The organism is Peribacillus kribbensis DSM 17871 (assembly GCF_000430765.1).
Taxonomy (GTDB): domain Bacteria; phylum Bacillota; class Bacilli; order Bacillales; family DSM-1321; genus Paraperibacillus; species Paraperibacillus kribbensis.
In genome coordinates this window covers 66,496-92,316 of the sequence record NZ_KE387237.1, presented here as the reverse complement: position 1 = coordinate 92,316, position 25,821 = coordinate 66,496, and the positions used below count along the sequence as shown (strand labels likewise).

21 protein-coding genes and 1 other annotated feature are annotated in these 25,821 nt (G+C 44.0%); of the genes, 6 read left to right on the top strand and 15 right to left on the bottom strand.

Going from position 1 to position 25,821, the window contains the following annotated elements:
• Positions 1-182: 182 nt before the first annotated feature.
• The gene (gene tyrS / locus H539_RS0111555) at positions 183-1,445 is read right to left on the bottom strand and encodes a tyrosine--tRNA ligase (RefSeq protein ID WP_026693639.1); all 1,263 of its coding nucleotides are present in this window, start codon (positions 1,443-1,445) and stop codon (positions 183-185) included.
• Between the two features lie 39 nt (positions 1,446-1,484).
• Positions 1,485-1,706, bottom strand: a binding site (T-box leader).
• A gap of 180 nt (positions 1,707-1,886) precedes the next feature.
• Between tyrS and H539_RS28385 the strand changes: the two genes are divergently transcribed.
• Positions 1,887-4,649: a transglycosylase domain-containing protein gene (locus tag H539_RS28385; protein WP_425414706.1), complete on the top strand. Its 2,763-nt coding sequence runs from the start codon at positions 1,887-1,889 to the stop codon at positions 4,647-4,649.
• A gap of 144 nt (positions 4,650-4,793) precedes the next feature.
• On the opposite strand, the gene H539_RS32410 is transcribed toward H539_RS28385, so the two are convergent.
• From H539_RS32410 to acsA, 4 genes are all read right to left on the bottom strand, one after another.
• Positions 4,794-4,934 (bottom strand): hypothetical protein, encoded by a 141-nt coding sequence (locus H539_RS32410; RefSeq protein WP_169816031.1) that lies wholly within the window; start codon positions 4,932-4,934, stop codon positions 4,794-4,796.
• A 119-nt stretch (positions 4,935-5,053) separates the two neighbouring features.
• A complete protein-coding gene (locus tag H539_RS0111540; protein WP_026693638.1) occupies positions 5,054-5,317 on the bottom strand; it encodes a hypothetical protein in 264 nt (87 codons plus the stop codon).
• A gap of 239 nt (positions 5,318-5,556) precedes the next feature.
• The gene (locus tag H539_RS0111530; RefSeq protein ID WP_026693637.1) at positions 5,557-5,850 is read right to left on the bottom strand and encodes a hypothetical protein; all 294 of its coding nucleotides are present in this window, start codon (positions 5,848-5,850) and stop codon (positions 5,557-5,559) included.
• A gap of 121 nt (positions 5,851-5,971) precedes the next feature.
• A complete protein-coding gene (gene acsA, locus H539_RS0111525) occupies positions 5,972-7,690 on the bottom strand; it encodes an acetate--CoA ligase (RefSeq protein ID WP_026693636.1) in 1,719 nt (572 codons plus the stop codon).
• Positions 7,691-7,880: 190 nt separating this feature from the next.
• Between acsA and H539_RS0111520 the strand changes: the two genes are divergently transcribed.
• From H539_RS0111520 to H539_RS0111510, 3 genes are read left to right on the top strand one after another with little or no spacing between them, the layout of a single operon-like run.
• A complete protein-coding gene (locus H539_RS0111520; RefSeq protein WP_026693635.1) occupies positions 7,881-8,513 on the top strand; it encodes a GNAT family N-acetyltransferase in 633 nt (210 codons plus the stop codon).
• 55 nt (positions 8,514-8,568) lie between these two features.
• Positions 8,569-9,216, top strand: a complete 648-nt coding sequence (locus H539_RS0111515) for an acetoin utilization AcuB family protein (RefSeq protein ID WP_026693634.1) — start codon at positions 8,569-8,571, stop codon at positions 9,214-9,216.
• Positions 9,213-10,394 carry an acetoin utilization protein AcuC gene (locus H539_RS0111510; protein WP_026693633.1) on the top strand — a complete coding sequence of 394 codons (1,182 nt, stop codon included), beginning with the start codon at positions 9,213-9,215 and terminating at the stop codon, positions 10,392-10,394. Before H539_RS0111515 ends, H539_RS0111510 begins: the two co-directional genes overlap by 4 nt.
• Positions 10,395-10,625: 231 nt before the next feature.
• On the opposite strand, the gene ccpA is transcribed toward H539_RS0111510, so the two are convergent.
• Both ccpA and H539_RS0111500 read right to left on the bottom strand, forming a co-directional pair.
• Positions 10,626-11,621, bottom strand: coding sequence for a catabolite control protein A (ccpA, locus tag H539_RS0111505; RefSeq protein ID WP_026693632.1), 996 nt, complete (start codon positions 11,619-11,621; stop codon positions 10,626-10,628).
• A gap of 611 nt (positions 11,622-12,232) precedes the next feature.
• On the bottom strand, positions 12,233-13,309 hold the full coding sequence (locus tag H539_RS0111500; protein ID WP_026693631.1) for a bifunctional 3-deoxy-7-phosphoheptulonate synthase/chorismate mutase: 1,077 nt from the start codon (positions 13,307-13,309) through the stop codon (positions 12,233-12,235).
• 181 nt (positions 13,310-13,490) lie between these two features.
• On the opposite strand from H539_RS0111500, the gene H539_RS0111495 reads away from it, so the two are divergent.
• The gene (locus H539_RS0111495; RefSeq protein ID WP_026693630.1) at positions 13,491-15,635 is read left to right on the top strand and encodes a cell division protein FtsA; all 2,145 of its coding nucleotides are present in this window, start codon (positions 13,491-13,493) and stop codon (positions 15,633-15,635) included.
• Positions 15,636-15,741: 106 nt separating this feature from the next.
• On the opposite strand, the gene ytxJ is transcribed toward H539_RS0111495, so the two are convergent.
• From ytxJ to H539_RS0111480, 3 genes are all read right to left on the bottom strand, one after another.
• Positions 15,742-16,065: a bacillithiol system redox-active protein YtxJ gene (ytxJ, locus tag H539_RS0111490; RefSeq protein WP_026693629.1), complete on the bottom strand. Its 324-nt coding sequence runs from the start codon at positions 16,063-16,065 to the stop codon at positions 15,742-15,744.
• 83 nt (positions 16,066-16,148) lie between these two features.
• A complete protein-coding gene (locus H539_RS30140) occupies positions 16,149-16,901 on the bottom strand; it encodes a YtxH domain-containing protein (RefSeq protein ID WP_051348548.1) in 753 nt (250 codons plus the stop codon).
• A 34-nt stretch (positions 16,902-16,935) separates the two neighbouring features.
• Entirely contained in the window at positions 16,936-17,430 is a 495-nt protein-coding gene (locus H539_RS0111480) for a DUF948 domain-containing protein (RefSeq protein WP_026693628.1), read from the bottom strand.
• Positions 17,431-17,667: 237 nt separating this feature from the next.
• Between H539_RS0111480 and H539_RS0111475 the strand changes: the two genes are divergently transcribed.
• Entirely contained in the window at positions 17,668-18,783 is a 1,116-nt protein-coding gene (locus H539_RS0111475) for an aminopeptidase (protein WP_026693627.1), read from the top strand.
• 372 nt (positions 18,784-19,155) lie between these two features.
• Here the strand turns inward: H539_RS0111475 and murC are convergent, their stop codons facing one another.
• From murC to H539_RS33095, 5 genes are all read right to left on the bottom strand, one after another.
• Positions 19,156-20,463, bottom strand: a complete 1,308-nt coding sequence (gene murC, locus H539_RS0111465) for a UDP-N-acetylmuramate--L-alanine ligase (protein ID WP_026693625.1) — start codon at positions 20,461-20,463, stop codon at positions 19,156-19,158.
• A 411-nt stretch (positions 20,464-20,874) separates the two neighbouring features.
• Positions 20,875-23,643 (bottom strand): DNA translocase FtsK, encoded by a 2,769-nt coding sequence (locus tag H539_RS28375; protein WP_245602168.1) that lies wholly within the window; start codon positions 23,641-23,643, stop codon positions 20,875-20,877.
• A 486-nt stretch (positions 23,644-24,129) separates the two neighbouring features.
• Positions 24,130-24,945 (bottom strand): DUF1444 domain-containing protein, encoded by an 816-nt coding sequence (locus H539_RS0111455; RefSeq protein WP_026693624.1) that lies wholly within the window; start codon positions 24,943-24,945, stop codon positions 24,130-24,132.
• A 108-nt stretch (positions 24,946-25,053) separates the two neighbouring features.
• Entirely contained in the window at positions 25,054-25,365 is a 312-nt protein-coding gene (locus H539_RS0111450; protein ID WP_026693623.1) for a thioredoxin family protein, read from the bottom strand.
• 21 nt (positions 25,366-25,386) lie between these two features.
• The gene (locus H539_RS33095) at positions 25,387-25,509 is read right to left on the bottom strand and encodes a hypothetical protein (protein WP_281171413.1); all 123 of its coding nucleotides are present in this window, start codon (positions 25,507-25,509) and stop codon (positions 25,387-25,389) included.
• Positions 25,510-25,821 lie beyond the last annotated feature (312 nt).

Sequence of the window (25,821 nt, the reverse complement as noted above, 5' to 3'; positions counted from 1 at the left end):
CCATCAATTTCATCCGGGCCCAACATCTTAGGTAACAGAACTAATTCAGGAAATTAAATTCATATGTACTCTATGAATAAAAAACAATATATCCTGTTAAAGCCGCACTTTCATAGAAAAAAAAGCCCGTACTCTTCCACTTCCTAAAGGGTGGAAAGAGCCAGGCTCCATGTAAAAGCTTTTTAGTTAGTATACTTAATCATGGTGTATTTCTTTTTTCCTCTTCTTATAATCGTGAATTCTCCCTCAATACGATCTTCTTCTGAGAGCATGTGAGTTAAATTGGTCACTTTGTCTCCGTTTATGCTGACAGCGCCATTCTGGATGTCTTCACGTGCCTGGCGCTTTGATGGAGATATTTTGGCCTGGACGAGAAGGTCCACCAATGAAAGCTCCCCCTGCTCCGCTTCAAAAGACGGAACATCCTTGAATCCCTGCTTAATTTCGGATGCAGTCAAGCTCTTGATATCTCCGCTGAATAACGCGGCGGAAATCTTGATGGCCTGCTCCAAAGAAGCTTCACCGTGAATCAGCTTCGTCATTTCCCCAGCAAGCACTTTTTGCGCTTTGCGCAAATGCGGTTCCGTTTCTACTGCCTGTTCCAGGCTCTCTATTTCCTCATGAGAAAGGAATGTAAAGTATTTCAGGTATTTCACCACATCAGCATCTGCTGTGTTGATCCAGAATTGGTAGAATTCGTATGGTGATGTCTTTTGGGCATCAAGCCAGACAGCACCGCTTTCTGTCTTACCGAACTTCGTGCCATCTGCTTTTGTTACGAGCGGAATAGTCAGCCCGTATGCCTTGGCTCCTTCTTCCTGCTTTTTCCTGATCAGCTCCAGGCCGGTCGTAATATTGCCCCATTGGTCGCTTCCGCCGATCTGCAGCTTACAGTTGTATGTTTCATATAGATGGTTAAAATCCATCGCCTGCAGAATGGTGTAGGTGAATTCGGTAAAGGAGATGCCTGTCTCCAGACGGTTGGCTATTGTATCCTTTGCAAGCATATAGTTCACTCCGATATGCTTTCCTATATCCCTTAAAAATGTGACCAAATCTGTTGTGCTGGTCCAGTCATAATTGTTGACCATGACTGCCCCGTTTTCACCGTCAAAATCAAAGATTCTCTTCAGCTGTTCCTTGATGCTGTCCGCATTGTGCTGCACGGTTTCTACGGTAAGAAGATTTCTTTCCTCACTCTTCCCGCTCGGATCACCGATCAGTCCTGTAGCCCCGCCGATAACCGGCAGTGGACGGTGGCCATGCTGCTGAAAACGCCTTAGCGTTAAAAATGGAAGCAGATGCCCGATATGCATGCTGTCAGCCGTTGGATCGATCCCGCAATAAATGGAGATGCTTTCCTTCTCCAAAAGCTCCTTTAAGCCCTCCTCGTCCGTCTGCTGATAGATGATTCCACGCCATTTTAAATCCTGCAATAAATCCATCATAAATTCCTCCTCAAAATAAAAACGCCCCTTCAAATATGAAGGGACGATTATGAATCGCGGTACCACCCGACTTGAGAACATATTTGTTCTCCGCTTGAAACGTTAACGTACGTTATCCGTTTGATGCTACAATCCCATAGATTTTCACACCAAAAGCTCCAGGAGGTAATTCATTTTTTTATTTGTACCGGTTCACACCATCCACCGGCTCTCTTTAACAGGGATAAAAAAACTACTGAATCCTATCTTCGCTTATCGAATATAACAAGGCATACCCCTGCAGATTTAAGGATAAAAACAGCAAAAGAGCCTATTAGTAATAATGCATTTTTATCATAAAATAAACAAAGAGTCAAATGGAAATAACAGTTATCAGAAAAATGATGAAATTCAGGAATTATTTGTCTATCTGTGCTATAATGTATCTGATTTTAGGGGGTGGAATATTTGGAGAAAAAGAGAAATCCATTTATGGATTTTGTTCGGAAGGCCCTATCCTTTTTTGAACAGGAAAGAACCAAACGGACCTTTAACATTACATATGGAGTTATATGGAATTTATTATTGATTTTTATCATTGTGGCCGTTTTGGGTGCATCTTTTGCAGGAGGAGTCGGCGCAGGTTACTTCGCCTCGCTTGTCAAGGATGAGAAAGTCCGGTCCAAGGAAGAGCTTCAAAAGGATATTTATAATTATAATGAAACATCTGAAATGTATTTCGCTGACAATGTGTATATGGGAAAAATGAGGTCGGATTTAGAGCGTGAAACCATCACTATGGATCAAATCCCCGCATATTTATCCAACGCATTAATCGCCACTGAAGATGAATACTTCTATAAGCATGACGGCGTGGTTCCAAAGGCAATCTTTAGGGCCATTTTTCAGGATATGACGAATTCGGCCGTACAATCCGGAGGAAGTACCCTTACCCAACAGATCATTAAAAACCAAATTCTCACAAATGAGGTATCCTTTGACCGAAAGGCTAAAGAAATTCTGCTGGCCCTCAGACTGGAAAAATTCTTTGATAAAAAAGAAATTCTCACCGCTTATTTAAATTTATCTACATTCGGAAGAAACTCCAATGGAAGAAACATTGCGGGTGTACAATCCGCAGCGAAAGGCATATTCGGAAAAGACGTAAAGAGCCTGAACCTTCCTCAGGCAGCTTTCATTGCCGGCCTTCCCCAGAGTCCATTCGGCTATACGCCTTACACACAGGATGGCACCCTGAAGCACAATCTAGAACCAGGTCTCAACAGAATGAAGACCGTGCTCAGCAGGATGCACCGGGAAGAGTTTATTAACAAGAAGGAATATGAAGACGCGCTGAAATATGATATTAAAAAAGACTTCATAAAACCGCAGCCAGAACTTTTGGAAAAATATCCATGGCTGACCTACGAGGTGGAGAAAAGATCCATCAAAATCCTTGCAGAGTACCTGGCCAAAAAGGATGGCATCTCAGACAAAGATTATCAAAAGGATGAGAAAATCCAGGAAAAGTATCATACACTCGCAGATCGAAATATCAGGCAGGGCGGCTACCGGATCGATACAACGATTAATAAAAAAATTCTGGATAAAATGGAAGCTGCTAAGAGTAAGTACCCTTATTATGGTCCTGACAAACTCCAGACTGTTACAGATCCGGAGACAAAAAAGAAAAAGACCGTTGTGGAGCCCGTTCAGGCTGGGGCGGTGTTGATTGAAAATACTTCTGGAAAGATCCTGAGCTTTATCGGTGGCCGGGATTATAAGATTGAGCAGACCAATCATGCTACGAGCACATTAAGATCAAACGGCTCCACCATGAAGCCGTTGCTGGTGTATGGACCAGGAATTGAGCTTGGCGCTCTTTCACCTGGAAGCCTCGTAGCTGATATGCCGATTAGTGTACCAGCAGGTTCTAAAAGATATGAACCACAGAACTATGGGGAAAGTTTCCACGGAATTACAACGGCAAGAAAGGCCCTGGCTAATTCTTACAACGTTCCAGCCGTTAAGTTCTATCTGGATATCAAATCTCAAAATCCAGTGAGCTATCTTGAAAAGATGGGCTTCAGCTCCTTGGCGAAGGAAGACTATTCAACGACCTCCATTGCCCTCGGAGGATTGACAAATGGCGTTTCTGTCGAGGAGGATGTTAATGCCTATACAACCTTTGCGAACGGCGGCCAGTTCATCGATGCCTATATGATTGAAAAAATTACGGATGAAACGGGTAAGACCATCTATCAGCATAAAAACAAGCCTGTTAAGGTATTCAGCCCGCAGACGGCTTATTTAACCCTTGATATGATGAGGGATGTCGTAAGGAGCGGCACGGCTGCCAGCGTAAGGAACAGGCTTCAATTCAGCAGCGACTGGGCAGGAAAGACGGGTACTTCCCAGTATTATAGGGATGCCTGGTTCGTGGCCTCCAATCCAAAAGTCACCTTTGGCACCTGGATGGGATATGATACCCCTAAGCCGCTCGTCCAGCGCTATCAGGGCCTTACCTATTCCCAAAGGAATCTGTATCTCTGGGCTGACCTGATGAATGCTGCCTATAAAGCAGATTCAGCAAAGGTCGCAACCAGCAAACGCTTTGAAATGCCGGGGGGAATTGTCTCCCGATCATCCTGTGAGGTAACCGGAATTCCAGCAGGGATGTGTAAAGGATTGAATGTGCCTGGATCTGATTTGGCCAATATCAATTATTCGGCATCAAAAGTGACGGACCGCAATGATATTATCGCCAGACTGGGAAGCAGATATATGAAGGATCCTGGAGCGCTCTTCTCCGGAAGAGACGGATCGGATAAGGATAAAGCAGTCAATCTTACTTTAAACGGCATGACCTTATCCTGGAGTAAAAGCTCAAACCCGGAAATTGCAGGATACCGCGTATATAGAAATGGATCCCTTGCAGGTACGGTAAGTGCCGGATCATCCCGAACTTATTCAGTGACAGGCGGCACGTATACAGTAAAGGCAGTGGACAAATCAGGAAATGTTCTATCCACTTCTAATTCAGTCACTGCACAGAGCGATCCTAAAAGGACAAAGCAGCAGCCAGCAAAAAATCAATCTTCTCCAGAGCAGAAATCGGAGGAAACCAAGCCTTCCGGACAAGATTCTTCTAAGCAAGAACCGGCTAAGGAAGATACCTCCAAGGAAACGGGTACAACAGAGAAAAAACCAGTTGCAAACTAACGCAAAAAACCTGTCTTACAGGGTCTGCCCTCCTCCAGCTGAAACTAGCAGGAGGAGGGCAGACTACATATAAGGCAGCTTTTTTTTATCCATATTTCGTTCATCGGTCTCTCTGAAGCCATGCCATTCCTTACCCCTGTTTCGTTAAAAAAAAGACTTTACGACCTCTTTTTCCCGTCCGCATTCCGTGCACTTATAGTCTATTTCCAGTGCATTCTCACTTGCTACATGTACCGTTTCATGTTCGCAGGTATCGCAGAGCATCCTGATTTTCCTTTCCACCATCTGACCACCTCCCTATTATTCTTACTTATTGTATTAACCTCACCCTTCCCCCTATAAACGTCCGCAATCCTCCATCGGGCAGCAGAGGCCTCGTTACCTGTCTTACACACATTCCCGTGTTAACGAGTTCTGCCCTGGAAATGTCCGTGCTTCTTTACCTGTTCGAGTGTTTCTTCAATTTCTTCCATAAGGGTCTTAAATAACTCAGGTGTTTCCTTGAAATGATCTTGGTCCACAGAATTCAAGAGCGCCGCAGCTGCCCTTAATTTTAAATCATCATAAAAATGGAGAGCCGATGATCCTGTAATCTTTCCTTTTAGGTTTGTGTTTCCTTGTTCATCTTTCACTTCAAAAATATAGCTTTGTATTTCATTTGAATTCATGATTCACTCTCCTTGTATTATGTAAAACTCCCTCGTATAGCAGCCTGTATTTTAATACAAAATATAACAACCAAAGGTGGTGAGAAAATGAAAAAAGGACAAAGCAATAATAGTATAGAACAGGAGCGCAGCGATCAGGATTCTCAGACAGGTTTTCGTACTGATCAAAAACAGAATGCTGGAAAAAGCGGGAAATAATAGACAGCGGGGGACCTAATCGGTCCCCTTTTAAATGCTGCTTAACTCAGATCATTTTCGCCTGTTATGGGAGATCCTGTCGAAGTATGCTCATTGATCCATTCGCGGGTGGTGTCGGAAACTTCTGACCAATTGGGAATTTGATTGCTGTTTTGCTCGATCCAGCTCATGCAGAACTGCGGATCGATCTGCTTTTCATGGCATGCACCCAGAAATTGAAGTACGGTTTGGCTGTTACAATTCTGCCAGGTTCCGCAGGTGGTTTTCCAAATCTCTTCCATAGACTGCAGTATAGGAAGATCTGTATCTGATACTTTAAATGAACGGGATTCCATTTTATTTTCCTCCTATTTTAGAAAGTTCAATGGTAGTATGCCCTGAGAGGCTGATAAGATTTCCTTTTAAGTACAATAAAAAAGCCGCATCCTGTTTTTCAGAATGCAGCTTCTATTCAGATCAGTCTTCCATGGTTGAAAGGTCCCCGGTAGGCAGATCCAATTCCCATGCTTTCAGGACACGCCTCATGATTTTTCCGCTCCTGGTTTTAGGAAGCTTTTCCCGGAACTCAATTTCTCGAGGGGCAGCATGGGCTGCCAGTCCTTTTTTCACAAATTGACGGATTTCCTCAATCAAATCATCAGATGCCTCGTAGCCATCTCTAAGGGCGATGAATGCTTTGATGATTTCACCCCGGACCGGATCGGGCTTGCCAATTACACCTGCCTCGGCAACAGCTGGATGCTCGACCAGCTTGCTCTCCACTTCGAACGGCCCTACCCGCTCACCTGATGTCATGATGACATCATCAATTCTGCCCTGGAACCAGAAGTAGCCATCTTCATCCATGTAGGCCGAATCCCCTGATACATACCAGTCTCCCGGCATAAAATATGATTCATATTTTTGCGGGTTATTCCATATGGCATTCATCATGGACGGCCAGCCCTTTTTGATGGCCAGATTGCCCATTCGGTTTGGAGGAAGCTCATTTCCCTGGTCATCCACAATGGCAGCTTTGACACCCGGAATTGGCTTGCCCATGGATCCTGGTTTAATCTCCATAGCCGGATAATTCGTAATGATCTGTGCACCTGTTTCTGTCATCCACCAGGAGTCGTGTATCCGCTTATTGAATACCTTCATGCCCCAGCGAACAACTTCAGGATTTAAAGGTTCTCCTACTGAGATGACATGGCGCAGGCTGCTTAAGTCAAATTCTTTGACGATTTCGTCTCCTGCCCCCATCAGCATACGGAATGCAGTAGGAGCACTGTACCATACCGTAACTCCAAAGTCCTCGATCGTCTGATACCATGATTCAGGCTTGAACCTTCCGCCTACAATTACGCTGCTTGCTCCATTCAGCCATGGACTGAATACGCCGTATGAGGTTCCTGTCACCCAGCCTGGATCCGCCGTGCACCAGTATACATCCTCTTCCTGCAGATCAAGGACCCATTTTCCGGTCTGATAATGCTGGATCATGGCATTATGCACATGCAGGACTCCCTTCGGCTTCCCGGTGGATCCAGACGTATAATGGAGGATTAATCCGTCATTACGGTCCACCCATTCAATCTCCAGTTCTTTTTCGGCTGATTCCATTTTAGAATTGAAGTCGACGATTTTATTTCCTTCTTCAATATCTTTTCCGACTAAGAAGATGGTCTCTAACTCCGGGAGCTCGCTCACCGGAATCCGCGGCAATAAATCCGGAGTCGTGACAATGACCTTCGCACCGCTGTCAGAGAGTCGGTCACGCACTGCTCCTTCCATGAAGGCTTCAAAAAGCGGCCCTACTATAGCCCCAAGCTTGATGGCACCCAGCATGGCAAAATAGAGCTCAGGCGACCTTGACATAAAAATAAATACCCGATCCCCTTTTTCCACATTTCCATGCGCTTTTAGAGCATTGGCTGCCTTATTGCTGAGATCCTTCAGCTCCTTGAATGTATATTTTTCATTGCGTTCTGCATCTCGGTAATATAGTGCTACCTTATTCTTTCTAAAAGTGTCTGCATGCCTGTCAACCGCTTCATACGCCATATTAACCCGTCCGGTTTCATACCAGCTGAATTCTTTTTCAGTTTCTGTCCAATCGAAGCTTTTGTACGTATCATCATAGCTTTTCATATTGTAATTTCCATTCACCACTGGCAGCGCTTCCACTTTCATTTGAGCTCCCCCTTTATTTAATATACACAAATAATTATAGTATAATAAAAATTAATTCTCAATTTTTAGATAACTAATGCAGTCTGAAGAATAGATTTAAGGAATTTTCAGCAAAAAAGAGTGAAGGCAGGCGGAGGATGGCGTTGATTCATGTATAATAGAAAGGGAGTTTTATAGAGGTGGTGAGGGAATGGAATTTAAAAAGACATATTATGCTGCAGAGCTTAAAACACGGCATGGCACGTTGATCATTGAAGGTCCGATTTCTCCTGAAAAACTGGAAAGCTGCCATTTTCATGAGGATCTTACGGCGTTCAGGCCGGCACATCAGCAGCATAAGGCACTGATTGAAATCGCTGGCCTTCCCGAAGGAAGAATCATCATTGCAAGACATCTGGACACGGTCGTAGGATATGTTACTTATTTGTATCCTGATCCGCTCGAAAGATGGTCAGAAGGAAAAATGGAAGATTTAATCGAATTGGGGGCCATAGAGGTAATCCCTGAGTTCAGGGGTGCTTCTGCAGGGAAGAATCTGCTGAAGGTGTCCATGATGGACAATGCAATGGAAGACTTTATTATCATTACAACCGAATATTACTGGCATTGGGATTTAAAAGGAACCGGCTTGAATGTGTGGGAGTACAGAAAAGTCATGGAAAAAATGATGAATGCCGGCGGCCTTGTTTACTATGCGACAGATGACCCGGAGATCAGCTCTCATCCCGCTAACTGCCTCATGGCCAGAATTGGAAAGAGAGTTCCGCCCGAATCGGTACAAAAATTTGATAACCTCCGCTTTATGAATAGATTTATGTATTGATTTTCCCAGTAAAATCTAAACAGGAATGATGCCTAACGGCCGAGGAGGCAGCGGTATGATTATAGAAGAAATGATGAAAACCGATCTTATTTCACTTACTGAAACAGATACCATACAAACAGCACTCCAGATCATTGCTCAAAAGAAAATACGCCATATACCGGTTGTTGACAGCCAGAACCACTTGATTGGCCTTGTGACGGATAGGGATTTGCGTGATGCAGCCCCTTCCATACTTCATTTAAAGGAAAACGAAGAAGCTCTGCAAAGACCTCTTACATCCATTATGAAAACAGAGATCATAACCGGCCATCCCCTTGATTTTGTGGAAGAGACAGCGGCTCTGCTTTGTGAGTACAAGATCAGCTGCCTTCCTATAGTAAAAGAAAAAAAATTGGTAGGGATCCTTACAGATACAGACCTTCTGCACACCCTGGTGGAGCTGACCGGCGCCAATAAGCCTGGATCACAAATCGAGGTACGGGTTCCTGACCGTACAGGCGCGCTCAGCGACATCGCATCACTGATAAAAGGGAAAAATTCAAATATCAATAGTATCCTCGTCTATTCCGACAAAAAGGACGAAGCCTTTAAAATACTGGCCATAAGAGTGCGAACCATGGATCCATCGGGTGTCGCCCAAGCAATACGGGAAAAAGGCTATGAAGTATTATGGCCCAATCCTGCGGGGTACGAGTCATGAAAAAAGCAGCCTTTGTCTACTCAGAAAAATATCTGAGTTATAAATTTAACAGTGAGCACCCCTTTAATCAGCAGCGCATACAGCTGACCCTTGATCTGCTTAATAAGCATGGGGCCATATCGCCTTCTGATATCGTTCCGTCCAGACAGGCATCTGACGAGGAATTGGAGCTGGTTCATGACCCTGGATATGTAAACGCTGTCAGGCAGGCCGGCCGGGGAACGCTTCCAGGCAATAAAGCAGAAAGCTATGGACTTGGAACAGAAGATACCCCAATCTTTCCGAATATGCATGAATCGAGTGCAGAACTCGTTGGAGGCACGCTTACAGCGGCAGATTATGTGATGACCGGAAAGGCGGAGCATGCCTTGAATCTTGGCGGCGGCCTCCATCATGGCTTCAGGGGCAAGGCCTCAGGGTTCTGTGTCTATAATGACAGTTCTGTTGCCATTAAATACATCCAGGAAAAATATGGGGCACGGGTGCTGTATATTGATACAGATGCACATCATGGAGATGGAGTCCAATGGACCTTTTACGATGACCCGGATGTTTGTACTCTCTCCCTGCATGAAACAGGCAGGTACTTATTCCCCGGAACAGGGGGAATTAATGAACGAGGTCAGGGCAAGGGATACGGCTTTACCTTCAATGTCCCTCTCGATGCATTTACTGAAGATGATTCCTGGCTGTATGCCTATCGAAAATCGTTTAGAGAGGTATGTGCCTACTTCAGGCCGGACGTCATTTTAACCCAAAACGGTGCAGACGCCCACTACTATGATCCACTTACTCATTTATCCGCTACAATGAAAATTTACCGGGAAATCCCGAAGCTTGCACATGAGCTTGCACACGAATACTGTAACGGAAGATGGATTGCGGTCGGGGGAGGCGGATATGATATCTGGCGGGTCGTACCGCGCGCATGGGCTCTCATCTGGCTTGAAATGACGGATAATCCCCGCAGCACCGGCCCTCTCCCTGCTGCATGGCTGGAAGCGTGGAAAAGCAGGGCGACGATGCCTCTGCCTGAATACTGGGATGACCCAGAGGGCATATACAAACCGATTCCCCGAAAACCGGATATTGAGGAGAAAAATGCCCTGACTCTGGAAAAAGCGCTCTACCCTATCCAAAGCAGTAAAAATACAGCCTGCGGGCAAAAGCAAAATTAAGAGAAAAGGGATTTAGAATGCTCTCATTCTGAACCCCTCTTTTCATTTGCTTATTAGATACTTATGGTGCCTCCATTTAAAGGCATACTATTTCTGTGCATCGAAGCTTGCGGAAAGCGAAGCCCTGGAACGAGCCAGTAAACTTTTTACAGCTATTTTAATTATTCACTCTTCAGATTGCATGAAAAAAGCCCGGAGGGAACCTTATCCCTGCCAGGCTTTATAACTTTTTTATTTCGTGGAATCTCTTTCTTCAATACGGTGCGGAAGGAAGACTGACTCATCATCCACTTCTTCCTTGTTCATCAGTTTGGTCAGGAGTCTCATGGATACCGCGCCGATATCATAAAGCGGCTGAACCACCGTCGTGATTCTTGGCCTTACCATCAATGTCAGCCTAGTATTATCGAAGCTGATGACCTCCAGATCGCCAGGAACCTGAACACCGGCATCCTGGGCCGCATGAACGACTCCAAGAGCCATTTCATCTCCGCCTGCCAAGAGGGCAGTTGGCTTTTCTTGAATCTTCATTAGACGGTCTATTGCTTCCATTCCTGAATCATATGTATAGTCTCCATCGACTACATACTCTTCATTAAATTCAATGTCTGCTTCCTCCAGAGCCTTCTTATAACCGGCCATTCTCTTTTCATTGATGGGATCTTTGTAGACACCTGAAAGAAAGGCAATCTTTTTATGTCCCTTTTCTGTAAAGAATTTTATGGCATCATAGGCAGCTGATTCATTATCAATATTGACTGAAGGAATCTGTCCTGTTTCATCAAGAGTACCGGCCAGTACGATTGGCACTGGGGACTTTTTAAATTCTTCAATATGGGCTTCACTGATTTTGGATCCCATAAAGACAATTCCGTCCACTTGCTTTCCAAGCATCGTATTCAAAAGATGCAGTTCTTTTTCTGTGTTCTGATCGGAATTGCTAAGAATGATATTATATTTGTACATCGTCGCAATATCTTCAATTCCGCGTGCCAGTTCGGCGAAGAAAATGCTTGAGATATCAGGGATGATTACCCCCACTGTTGTTGTCTTTTTACTGGCCAGACCGCGGGCCACTGCATTCGGACGGTATCCCAGCCGGTCGATCACTTCCATTACTTTCTTTCTTGTTGCTGGTTTTACATTTGGATTACCGTTTACCACTCTTGAAACGGTCGCCATTGATACGTTAGCTTCCCTAGCTACATCGTAAATGGTTATGTTCATAGTCACCACTCCTATAGTATTCTTTTTCCCCATATTACAAAGGTTTATTTGTTTTTATAGAACATTGCTGTACCGTCTTTAGCCTGAATACGGCGACCCCCGGGCAAGCTTCCCTGGGAACATGAATATCCCTGCCCAAGCAGAATCACTGTCAGCTGCATAAATAGTTGTACTTACATGTGAAAAACGCGTCCATATAGACATTCAAGCGGCTTCTTATCTAAAAGGGCCAAACTGCTTAACTCATTTATAGAAACAACATCTTAAGTTCTGAACAACATTATTCTGCTATATATAAAATCTGCTATATGCTTATGCCCAGGCCAATTTTTGCCGGGTCCATGAATATTGCCAGGCTATGGACTCATATCATGGAATAAACAACCTGTCCTAATTATATGTATTTAATATTACGATACCTTGTGGCATTCCTGCAATGATAAGCATAGTTTCTCAAAATAATTTTTGAAATTTGCTTTGCTCCTATTAAATTACCTCATCCACCGCTTGAAAAAACCAGAAAAACCTCCCAATTAGGGAGGCTGTAAACTGAATGAAAAGGACTGCAGCTGAAAATGGCTGCCCAGGCTTGAAGCTTTTTTTGCTAAGCTTTAAACGGTAACCCAGTTTAACTTACGTATTTCTTCCATGAATTCATCGAATTGTTCAAAATCCATCTGCTGGGCAGAATCGGAAAGCGCAACAGCTGGATCCGGGTGGACCTCGGCCATTACTCCATCAGCTCCAATTGCCAAGGCAGCTTTTGCTGTAGGGATTAACAAGTCCCTTCTGCCAGTGGAGTGGGTGACATCCACCATGACAGGCAAGTGGGTTTCTTGTTTAAGGATAGGCACAGCAGATATATCCAATGTATTTCTGGTTGCTTTTTCATACGTCCTAATTCCACGCTCGCAAAGAATGATCTTTCCATTTCCCTGTGAGATGATATATTCAGCTGCATGGATAAACTCATCAATTGTAGCAGCAAGGCCTCTTTTCAGAAGGATCGGCTTATCGACCTTTCCTGCTGCTTTCAGCAGTTCAAAGTTCTGCATGTTTCTGGCACCGATTTGGATCACATCTAGATATTCTACCGCTGTTTCAATGTCTGCCGGATTTACAATTTCACTAATTACAGCCAGATCATACTCATCCGCTACTCTTTTGAGGATTTTCAAGCCCTCCAGCCCAAGTCCCTGGAAGTCATAAGGAGAAGTTCTAGGCTTATATGCTCCGCCGCGAAGAAGCTTTAGACCCTTTTGTTTAACAGCTTCTGCCACTGCGGCAACCTGATCGTAGGATTCCACTGAACAAGGGCCAAAAACAAAGCTTGGTGTTCCATTTCCGATCAATTCACCTTTTAGATTGATGATCGTATCTTCCGGCTTTTGTTTTCTTGAAACAAGAAGAGTCTTCTTCTGCTCGCTTTCCTGAAGGCCGAGACCAGCTTTAAAGATTTCCTTAAACAGCTTCTCGATTGTAGAGTTATTGAACGGTCCGTTATTCTGTGATTTTATCAAATCCAGCATCTTTCTTTCCCGGACAGGATCAAATTTATTAACTCCCTGCTTTTCCTTAACTTTACCAATCTCACGAACAAGTGTTGCCCTCTCGTTAATAAGCTTTAATAAATCAAGATTGATATCATCAAGCTTATTACGCAATAAATCCAATTCCTGGTTACTCACATTCCTTCACCCTTTCAGCTGGTCGCATTCATATTTTTCTTATACGTTGAAAATCTTTAAACAAGTATCCTTAGTAATTAGTGTTCATTATATAGCAAAAGATTCTAGATGTCACGAATTATTTCTTTAACAATAAAACGCTTTTAAGCGTTAAAGTACAAAAGAGAAATGAGGTGATGTAATGGAAAAGATTTTTGCTCTTGATATTGGTACACATTCTATTGTTGGAATGATCCTGGAAAAACGAAATAATACCTATTTTATTCTCGATATAGAGGTACGTACCCACAGGACCAGAGCCATGAAGGATGGCCAGATTCATGATATTCCCGCTGTATCGCTCTTGATTAGCGACATAAAAAAGGGATTGGAAACAAGGAACGGAGCTTTGGAATCTGTTTTTGCTGCTGCAGCAGGACGATCTTTAAAAACACAGAAGGCCTGTTCTTATCAACATATAGCTGATTATCCCATAAAGACAGAGGAGGATATCAGGCAGCTGGAGCGGGAAGCCCTCGAAAAAGCTTTGATCCAGCTTTCAACCGAAAATGGGGCAGCCTCCGGGGAGTATATCTGCGCTGGCTATTCTGTCCTATCTTACATGGTGGATGGGCATAAGATTGGCTGTCTTTTAGAACAATACGGCTTGAAGGCTGGTGTTGAAATCATTGCTGCATTCCTGCCAAAAGGAGTAGTGGAGTCCTTAACAGCTGCCTTAAATCGTGCTTCCCTTCAACTAGCGGGACTCACTCTTGAACCGATTGCTGCCATCAGTGCTTTAGTGGGACCATCCATGAGAAACCTTAATCTGGCACTTGTCGATATTGGTGCAGGAACAGCAGATGTAGCAATTACTGATCAGGATACGGTCATAGCCTATGGAATGGTACCAGCAGCAGGAGACAGGATAACCGAGTCCCTGGCAAGAGAATTGCTGCTTGACTTTCAGCAGGCTGAGAAAGTAAAGAGAGAACTTATGACAGAAGAATCAATTACAGTTAAAAATGTCCTAGGGCATGAATCCAGAATACCGAAGGAAGAGGCGGTCAGAAGGATTTCTCCGGCACTGGATGCCCTGGCTGACTCCATTGCCGGAGAAATTATAAAGCTTAACCATCATAAGCCGCCGCAGGCTGTCATATTGATAGGCGGCGGTAGCCAGACCCCAAAGCTTCCACGCCTCCTTGCCGGAAAACTGCAATTACCGGAGGAGCGGGTTGTAATCCAGTGTCCTGACGCTATACCATGTGCCGTCCTGCCTGAGGGAACTCTTCTTGGCCCTGAGTATGTCACTCCTATCGGGATTGGATTAACCGGAATCTATCCCTCCATCCCCTATATCCAGGTGACTGTAAACGATCAAAAGGTTAGCTTGTTTCAATATAAACAATTAACTGTCAGGGAGGCCCTTGCGGCATGCGGGAAAAACCCTGAAAGATGTTCACCAGATGATCAAATGATGACCGTCGAACTCAATCATAAGCTTCTTCAAATTCCCCTGAAGAAGAAAAAGCATGCTGCTCTCCTTCTTAACCAGCAGCCCTGTTTTTTGGAAGATCCAATAGTGGAAGGAGACTCTATAAAGTTTGATCTAGAAAGTTCTCCATATTCAGATGCGATCGTGCTGTCTGAATTGCTGCCGGAAGTTCCGAGGAAAACCATTTCCATTAATGGGATTACCTATGTGGTGGAAGCCCGTGTGTTCGTGAATGGACGTCCTGCTGACCGCAATGTTTTTGTAAAGAACGGGGACCGGATTTCATGCAGACTGCCCCAAACGATCCAGCATCTTCTTGAGTCGCTCAGACTCACCTCAGGTGCTGTGTCGGGGTCATTCAAAGTTCGGATTAACAGCAGACTGTATGCCATAGAGGGAATCGGGTTCAGGATCTGTAAAAACGGAGCAGAAACGTATAACGATGCAGATTATGAAGATCAGGATGACATCGTCATAGAAAGACACACCTCGATTACCATTGAAGAATTGTGCAAATCGCTGAAGCTGCCCCGCCAAGTCATCGAAGTTAGCTTTAATGGAAAAAAGCTGCGGCTAGAAAAGCCCTTTGCTGATTTTTTTATGGACGGGAAACTGCTGGACGAAAACAATGAGATTGAGCATCTTGCAGATCTTACCATGATTCAAAATAAAGAAGGGTTCATCTTCCAAGATATTTTCCAATCGATTGAAATTGAAATGCCTCCCTCGGCTTCATCCAAATTTTTGTTATTAAAAAATAATAAGGAAAGCAGCTTTGACGAACAGATAGAAGCTGGCGACGAGCTAAAGCTCATGTGGCCTGCATCAAGGAGAATGGAAAAGGCCTAACACCTTTTAGACACAAGGGGCAATCCAGAGAGGATGGGATAAGGATCCCTCCTCTTTTAAGATCTTTGCAAAAAAAACACCCCATCATTTGCGGGGTGCGGGGTTATTATGCCTGAGATGCTTCGCGCAAAGACTTCTCAGTGATTTTCCAGTGAGAAGTATTCCATACAGGCTTTCCGTTTTTAAAGAGTATGGCCTGTGGAGATTCATGCTTGATTTGGTATTTCTCTGCTACAAAATTGGATAAAGGGCGCGCTTCCTGGACAGCCAAATAAGCTGTATTTATGCCGCTGGCCACTGCGAACTTTTCATATTCCTCGAAAGCAGCCTGGCTCACCGGACAAGTTAAACTATGTTTAACCAAAAGAAACATATCAGAATCGGCTAATTCCTCAAATTGCTCCTGAGATAAAATTTTCTTTAATGACATCCTCATTCTCCTTTTCTTTCCTAACTAAAACAGGCGATGAAGCCATCTTACCACTTCACCGCCCGCAATGACAAAACCTTAGCTTAAGAGTTTTTTCCAGTTGAGCTTTCTTCTTTATTCTCCTCAGAATCAGCCTGAGTAGAATCCGAATTTCCGGTCGTCTTAGAACTGGATGCAGAATAAGGATTAGTTGCTGTCTGGCCCTCTGTAGTAGCATCCATGGTATCTGTTAAGCTGGAGGTTGTATCATTTGATGATACTTCCCCAGTCTCAGCTGTTCCGGTCAATAGCTCTTCTTCAGCGGTTTCACTGTAATCCTGTGGAGCAGTCACTGGAGTAATTGAACTTGCCGTATTTGTCAGCCCATTGGAGCTGCTTTCCGTGCTGCCGCTTTGTTTACCAGTCATATTCTTGACTTTGCCCATCAAATCCTGGGATTTGCTCATCAAGCCCTGGGATTTGTTCATAAGATCCTGGGATTTGTTTGTAACCATGCCTGAAATGGAGCTTGTGCGGTCCTTGGCAGCGGATGCCAATTGCGTCCCTTTTTCCATGGCGGTCTGGCGGATCTTCTCCGTTTTATCAAGCAGGTTCGTAGTTTGATTATTCAAGTCGGAACGTAGCTCTTTTCCTGACTTCGGAGCCATGAATAATGCGGTAGCCGCACCTACTATTCCTCCGATAAGTGTTCCAATTAAGAAGTCCTTTGTGTTCATGCTCTCTTTGCTGTCGCGGTATTCCTGGTACAGCTGGTGGTTCTCACGATTAGATTGCCCATTTTCACGGTATGCCTGTCCATTCTCTCTATAAGCCTGCATGTTTTCTCTCTGAGTCATCGTAATTCCCCTTTTCATTTATAATTTTAAATAATCAACGGGACCTTAAGAATCTCTTTTTAGGGAGATTGTCAGTTGGAAGCTGGGATTCAATCCCTGCCTGTGCTGGTTCGGAAAGGGACCTTTTGTTCTTCCACCGGTCGCGGAGCTCCATGAATGCGTTGCCCCATTGAACGACCTGCGCAATTTTATCCTGATTGTCTTCCAGCCTGTTCTGTGCTTTAGCCGAAACCTTCTGAAGCGAAGAGTTAAAGCTTTGCAGGGAAGTCCCTACATTTCTAACGGCGACAAACACAGTGTCCAGGTTTTCTGATTTCTTTTGTATATTCTCAGCGAGAGCATTAGTTTTGTGCAGCAGCTGAGTTGTTTCCAGAGTAATGCCCTGCATCTGCTTTTCAAGCCCTGACAGTGTGTGTGATACGCTGTCTAAAGTACTTTGCAGTGATTTTAGGGTTTTGGCCAGATATAGCACTAAGATTAAAAAGGCTATGGCTATAACTGCAACACTTAAATATAAAATGATTCTCACAAGAACACCTCCTTCAACTATACATAAATGATATTACCCGAATGTTATTATTATAAACTACTTAGTCTTTTTTCAATATTATCATTTAAAATTCCTGCCATAATCATTATGTCCATAAAAAAATGTTTTCGCTCCATCCAAGCAAATATAGTAAAAATTATTTTAAAATTCGGTTACAATATGTTAGGGACTGTCTAAATGTTCAGCCTCTCTAATCAATGAACGGGGGTATATCTTATGAAAGATCCAAGAATTGAAACACTTGCAAAAAATTTAATCAACTATTCAGTCAAGCTTCAAAAAGGTGAGAAAGTGCTGATTGAAAACTTCGGCCTTCAGCGGGAGCTTGTAACAGCGCTTGTTAAAGAAGCTTATGCGGCGGGGGGATATCCTTTCGTATTACTGAAGGATGCACAGGTGGACAGAGCAATGTTCATGGGTGCACAGGAAGAGCAGTACAGCATGATTGCTGACTTTGAAGCGAATGTAATGGCTAACATGGATGCTTATATAGGCCTTCGTTCAGGCGACAATATCAATGAGCAGGCAGATGTTCCTGCAGATAAAATGAAAATCTACGGCGATACGGTAGGCAAAAAAGTACATAGAGAAATCCGCGTTCCAAAAACAAGATGGGTCGTACTCCGCTACCCTACTTCATCCATGGCCCAATTGGCAAAAATGAGCACAGAAGCCTTTGAAGATTTCTATTTCGATGTATGTAATCTTGACTACAGCAAGATGGATAAAGCGATGGACAGCCTAGTTGCATTGATGGATAAAACGGATAAAGTCCGCATCACAGGTCCTGGCACGGATCTTACCTTCTCTATTAAAGACATTCCATCCATAAAATGCTCCGGCCAGATGAATATACCGGATGGTGAGGTTTACACAGCGCCTGTCCGCGATTCAGTAAATGGCACAGTCACTTACAATACACCATCTCCATATCACGGCTTTACATTTGAAAACGTGAAGCTTACATTTAAAGATGGAAAAATTGTAGAAGCGGAATCTAATGATACTGAAAGAATCAATAAGATATTTGATACAGACGAGGGAGCACGCTTTGTAGGGGAATTTGCTATTGGAGTGAATCCTTATATCCAGACTCCGATGCAGGATATCCTATTCGATGAGAAAATCGATGGCAGCTTCCACTTTACGCCTGGGCAGTGCTATGACGAAGCTTATAACGGAAACCATTCCAATATCCACTGGGATATGGTGAATATCCAGCGTCCTGAATACGGCGGCGGAGAAATCTACTTTGATGATGTATTAATCCGCAAGGACGGCAAGTTCGTCCTTCCAGAGCTTGAGCAGTTAAATCCTGAAAATCTAAAATAATTCTTGATATGATGAAGGGGCTGTTCAGAAAGTCTACCGGCTTTCCGAACAGCCCATTTTACATGAAGCAAGTAATGTTTCAGTCAGGATCGCCGTCTATTTATCGGCTTCTTTGCATAAGATAAAATCCTAGATGGAGAAATCAGCCGAGCTAAAACAAAATCAGGCGGAGAAAAGCTTTCGTTTTTCTCCGCCTGATTTTGTTTTAAGGACTTACCATGGATTTGAAATTCCGGATCATAATTATCCCCCGCCAGCCCCGCGTGCTGCTTTTTTACCTCGGGATAAAAAAACTGCAGCCAGACCCGATTTTCATCTGAGTCCGCCTGCAGTCCAGGCTGTCTTTAAGACAGCATTAACCTTTACTTTCCTTCAGCTTTCCTGAAGGACCAATTTTTCATATGCAACCTGGAACTTTTGGATGTCCCCGGCTCCCATAAATAAAATCACCGCGTCATTGTGGGAAAGTAAAGGGCTTGTATTTTCCTCATTGATCAGCTCTGCTCCAGGTACTTTTTCCCGTAAGTCTTCTATGGACAGTTTTCCTTGGTTTTCACGGGCAGAACCAAAAATTTCACATAAGTATACTTTGTCAGCCAGATTCAGGCTGTCTGCGAAATCAGCCAGGAATGTCTGGGTTCTTGTAAAGGTATGCGGCTGGAATACAGCCACAATTTCCTTTCCTGGATATTTCTTTCTGGCTGAATCGATTGTAGCAGTTATTTCGGTAGGATGATGTGCATAATCATCAATGATTACCTGTTTATTCAGCTGCTTTTCAGTGAAACGGCGTTTAACCCCCGTAAAGGATTTAAGCTGTTCCTTGACGACTTCGACATCAATATCCTCGTATTGACAAAGGGCAATTACAGCCAGGGCATTCAATACATTATGATTTCCATAGGAAGGAATGGAGAAAGATTCATAGTACGTATTGCGAACATAAACCTCAAAGGAAGTTCCTTCAGACGTAGTCTGGACTCCCCTTGCCTGGAAATCATTTTCCGCGCTGAATCCATAAAATAATACAGGCACTTTAGCTTGTATACGCTGCAGCTGTTCATCGTCACCACAGGCGATAATGCCCTTGCCTACCTGAAGCGCCATCTCCTGGAACGCCTGGAATACGTCTTCCACGCTTGAGAAATAATCAGGGTGATCAAAGTCAATGTTTGTCATGATGGCATAATCCGGATGATAGGATAAGAAATGTCTCCGGTATTCACATGCTTCAAATACAAAATACTGCGCTTCTTTATTTCCTTTGCCCGTACCGTCTCCAATCAGGAATGAGGTGGGCTTAGCTCCCTGCATGACATGGGCGAGGAGACCGGTAGTGGATGTCTTTCCATGCGCACCAGTAATAGCTACACTGGTGAAGCTTTTCATAAAGTCCCCTAGGAATTTATGATATCTGACTACAGGAAGGCCAAGCTCCATCGCTCTCTGAATTTCCTGATGGCTGTCAGGAAAGGCATTACCGGCGATGATGGTCATGCCTGGTGTAATATTATCCGCATCAAACGGAAGAATTTTAATTCCTGATCTTTCTAATCCAGCCTGGGTAAAAAAGCGCTTCTCTACATCAGAACCCTGGACAGTATAGTCCATGTCATGCAGGATTTGGGCAAGCGCGCTCATCCCAGACCCCTTTATTCCAACAAAGTGATAAACAGTCATAAAGAGAACCTCCAGCAATCGTCTACTGTATGACAGTAAAAGATATGATCTTTTTTCTACAGATGTCCATTAATTTCTATAAAAAATATGGATAGTTTTTTTAAGTACAGCTTTTTTATTATACCATTTTAAATGAGGAACAGCTATGATAAGCACCATAAGAATTGTCTCTCCAATTTTTGCTTATCGAACACCAAGGATTCCGCTGTTTAGTAATCGTATATTCTTGAATATTATATCTCTAATCACAAAAAAGCAAATAGTTCTTTAGATGGTTATACGATAGTATATACATCTCCCATAAACGGTGTTCAAAATCAAGGACCAACTGCCCATTTTTTATGTGCTGGGAAGAAACGGGAAGATTTCATTCTCGCGGTGATTCCCTCAGCCAGAAGAAATACCATGATTTTACACCATGGTATTCGTGGTTTGCAGGTATTCAAGTTCATCTTCAGAGATCAGGACGTCCCTGGGCTTGCTTCCCCTAGCTTCCGAAATGATTCCTTTCGTTTCCATCATTTCAATCAGACGGGAAGCCCGGTTATACCCGATATGGAACCGCCTCTGGAGACTTGAGGCTGATGCGACACTCTGATTTACCACAAATTCACAGGCTTCCAGGAAGAGCTCATCAGCCTCATCTGCAATCTGTGTTTTTTTCAGAAGTTCTTCCTGTTCAAATAAATACTGGGGCTCTTGTTCCCATTTAACATGCTGAACGACCTGGTCGATTTCATCATCCGATACAAAAGTCCCTTGAATTCTTACTGTTTTGGAAGAACCATTTTCCGCAAAAAGCATGTCTCCCCGGCCAAGGAGCTTTTCTGCACCTGCCGTATCGATGATCGTTCTAGAATCCACCTGGGAGGAAACGGAAAAAGCAATTCTTGTAGGTATATTGGCCTTAATCAATCCCGTAATGACATCCACCGAGGGCCTCTGGGTAGCAAGAATCAAGTGGATGCCGCAGGCTCTTGCCTTCTGGGCAATCCGGCAAATGGCTTCCTCCACCTCTCCTGGGGCTACCATCATCAGATCCGCCAGCTCGTCAATAATGATCAGCATCATCGGAAGCTTTTGAGAAAGCTGTCCGGCATCCTGGGCTTTTTCATTATACCGGTTTATATCCCTTACCCCGGCGTGGGCGAATAGCTCATATCTTCGTTCCATTTCCTCCACTGCCCATTTCAAGGCGGCTGTAGCCGCCTTTACATCCGTGATCACAGGGCTGACCAGATGGGGAATATGATTATATGGTGCCAGTTCCACCATCTTTGGATCAATCAATAATAGCTTTAATTCATGCGGGGCAGCCTTAAACAGCAGGCTGACCAGCATGGTATTGATACAGACGCTCTTTCCTGAACCTGTAGCTCCCGCTATAAGTCCATGCGGCATTTTCCTAAGATCCGTCACAATCGGTTCTCCGGATATATCCAGCCCGAGAGCAACGGCCATCGGTGAAGCATTCATCCGAAAAGCGTCACTTTCCAGCACTTCCCTGATGAAAACCGGTTTGCTTTTCCGATTGGGGATTTCAATCCCTATAGTGTGCTTCCCAGGTATTGGTGCTTCAAGCCTTATATCCTGCGCTGCCATGGCCAGTTTTATATCATCTGTAAGGTTTGTCACCTTATTTACCTTTACTCCCGGTTCCGGCTGGACTTCAAAACGTGTAACGGCCGGGCCTTGGGTCACATTTACCACTCTTGCCCTGACATTGAAATTAAGCAGAGTTTCATTCAATATTTCAGATTGCTCAAATAGCCAGTCCTCATCATTTTCAGCGTGCGCCCCCGGAGTCAGAAGATCGATGGAAGGCAGTGTATAACGGGTGTCTGCAGGGGAATAGGAGTCATCTTCTTCCTGTCTGGCACTTTCCTTTGCCGGAAGACGCTCCTCCCTCGCTTCCGCTTTAGGCATCATTTGCAGGACCGGTGTATTTTGATATACCTGGTTATGGCCTGAAGCAGGCCTAGAATTTAATTTTTTTTTATCCTGTTTTAACATGACCACGTTAAAAGGGATGGTCTTTCCTTTTCTGGGTTCTGCCGGTGACGGCGCATCCTGTGGCTGCTGTTCCTGAACAGGGTATTCCTGATGATTATGGTTTGCCTCTGGCCTCTGCTCCTCATGGCCGAAAGGCTCTCCGTTAAAAAAAGCCGATTCCTGCACCTGCTTATGTTCCACCTCAGCTGAAGCGTCCTGGCCCGATTCTTCCTCTTCGTCCTGAAAGAGGAGAGCTGCTCCCGCGCTCTCGGTTTCCCAAGCTTCATCCGCCACTTCTTCCTCTTCCCAGTCTGCTGAAGGTAATGATTCTATAGCTGCTTCCGGTTCTTCCATTGGATATTCCTCTGGATGTTCAACCTGAATGGATTCATTCTGAAAAGCGGAATCCATATTTAAAACAGGCCTGGGGCTGTGTTCATGTTCTTCCTCACTCCCTTCAAGACGGGATGGCTGTTCAGCAGCCATTTTTTTTGTCTCAGGTGACCTGGTGACACTCTTTTTGGCAGAGGCAATATGGATCTTATGAGAAATATCCATATAATCCAGGGTGCTGTTCCCGATTCGATCAAGCGGAGAGCGGTCTTGAGGCTGCCCTCCATACGGATTTGATGGAAGCTCCTGTTTATCCGGCCTTTGTTTGAAGCCGTAAATGGGAGAAGGAATTTCCGTCGGGCGGAATGGCCGTTTCTTTTCAGACAGATCAGCGTCTCTCTCCTTATTTGCATTTTTGTACTCGCGTTTAACCGGCTGTTTGGTTTCCCGGGTGACAGTGCGCGGCGGTTCTGTTGAAATATTCCGGCTTGTACCGGTTCTCCTCGGTTTTTTGCTTCCTGTTTCGATCTCAACAGGAAACCTGAAGTTCCCTTTTGGATATTGATAGGATATCTTGGCATCCACTTCCCTGCTTTGAGTCGAGGGATTAATAATAGGGATGATGGGTTTGTGGTTTCTCACGGCTTCAACAGGCGGCTCCTCCACATCAGGTACATGGAAGGAAGCCAGGGAATGCTTCTCGGGATTACTGTTCTTGACCTTCAGCTTAGCTTCCTCAATTTTCCGGTGAAGCTCTTCCGCCTCAATGGAATCATCCACAATGATTTCCTCTACTTCAATTATTTCTTCTTCATGCTGAAAAAGTTTGGAAAGCTTTTTTATCAGCCACTTCAACGAAATCACTCTTTTCTTTATTCTTAGTCATTAAGTATGCATTGTTCATTCATATGGATATCCCTGATTCTAATGCCCAGGGCCCCTTATAACGGGTCGTTCATTTTTTGACAAAAACATCTATGGGCTTAAGGGCTATGCTCTCCTTCAGCCAAAGAAGACTTCTATTTACATTGCTTCTAGAATAGCCGCTTTTTTATAGTTTAACAGTAATTATCAAAATTTCGAGCAAAAAAATAAGATTAGTAAAATCTATGTAGAGAATGGGAGAAAATAGGGGTTTTTTCCCGGAGGACTGCACCTATACCCCCTTAATGACAGTTCCCTTTTCTCCATTTCTTCAAACTGAGCCAATAGCCTCTTCTTTTTTGAAAATGCACCCTTGCTTTACATATTTCGGCATAATTTCATTTTTATTGATCTATCAAAAAAGAAGAACGAAAAAAACCGCCGGGTAAGCGGCGGGACTTTCTGCTGTATTCAGGCTCATTTCTTTTCTTCTTCCGCCGGACGGTTCCTGCCTAAGATAAAGATCGGTTCCAATTCTCCGTTCTCATACAAAAATGAAAGGGCCGTTATCGGTACATGCCCATTCGCGAAAAAGCTCATGGCCATCTGGGCAAGAACATCATATCCCGTCTGGTTTTGTATATCTGCAATAATCAGTACATCCTGATGAGGAACAGCCGCCGCCATCGTTCCATTGATTTGTTCCTTCATCCGGGAAAGCCATGCAGTATTTAATATCCTGCTGGCATCATAGCCGTCGTTGGTATTCAGAAAATAAAAGATATTCCCTGCGACCCGGTCTTCCTTCAGCTGAGTGGATAGAGACCGGAGATTAAATCCCGCAATCTCTTTAATCCGGTCGATTTCCCATCCCTCTTTTTGGATTAATTCCTGGTCAATAAGCCTATACGTTTTCCCAAGATCAAGCGCATAATAAATTCTCGTTTCAGCCGTATGCTCGTCAAACAGGAAAGGAACTCCTTCTTTTGATTCATTAGGAAAGGAGGTAGAACGTATGACCGGCAGGATTTTCTTCTCATTTCCTTCAAGGATATGAGATTCACCCATAACGGCAAGCCCTTCATTCACATAATAAACAACCTCTTCCACGGCCTTTTCAGCTTTCTGCTCCCATCCGGCGATAATGCCCGGCAGAGAAATCGTTATCCCTTTTCCTGTTTTCGTGTTGGTAATCCTAAGAGTTTCCTTTTCCTTATTATACTCAAAGGTCCTTTCCGGGCTTTTGAGTTTTTCCGTCAATATATTTTTCATTTTAATTCCTGACATCTTCATGTGGACGCCTCCCCGCGTAAATGAAATTCCCCCATCCGATTATCGGCGGGGGAAAAATGGACAGGGTCCATAGTCCCCTGCTGCCTTTACATCCAATTTTTCAGAGAATTACAGGGATTGAATGAAGCTTTCAATCTGTTCCTGGGTTTTCCGGTCTTTATTCACAAATCTCCCAAGCACTTTTCCTTCTTCATATGCAACGAAGCTCGGAATGCCGAATACGTCATTCGCGGCACAAACCTCAAGGAAGTCATCCCGGTCTACATAGACAAATGTGAATTCAGGAAACTTCTCTTCAACTTCAGGTAGAAAAGGTTCTATAAATCTGCAGTCCGGACACCAGTCCGCAGAAAATAAAAAGATGGTTTTCCCTTGATTTTTTAGTTCTTCATATTGTTCCATGGATTCTAATTTTTTCATATTTATTCCCCTTCAGGTTTTTTAGGCTATTAATAAGGGGTTGATTTCCGCTTCCAGGATGCTCACTTTCCGCTGGACGGGCGGTGTGCCATCTCCAGCTTCACCTGTCCCGCTAATCCCGCAGGAGCCTAGCAGCCACTCCAATCAACCTATCGTATCAACGATTTTCATAAAAAAGTCTTTCTTATAAATATCGTTATATCATATCTTGATTCTATCATCAAAGCTTTGCTTCGACTATAAATCAGCTTTAGGGGAAGTAAGCCTCCTAAAAAGCTGATCTGCTATGTGTAACCCGCTTTATATCGTAACCCTCCCCGCCCATTGCAGGCGCTGCCTCTTCCTTATTATTACACAGCTGGCATACTTTTTATTAAGATCTTTCTTCCCTTTTTGCAGTGGCACAGCCCCTGCAAAAAGGGAAGCCATCCGCTATCCTGGATGACTGCCCTTAGA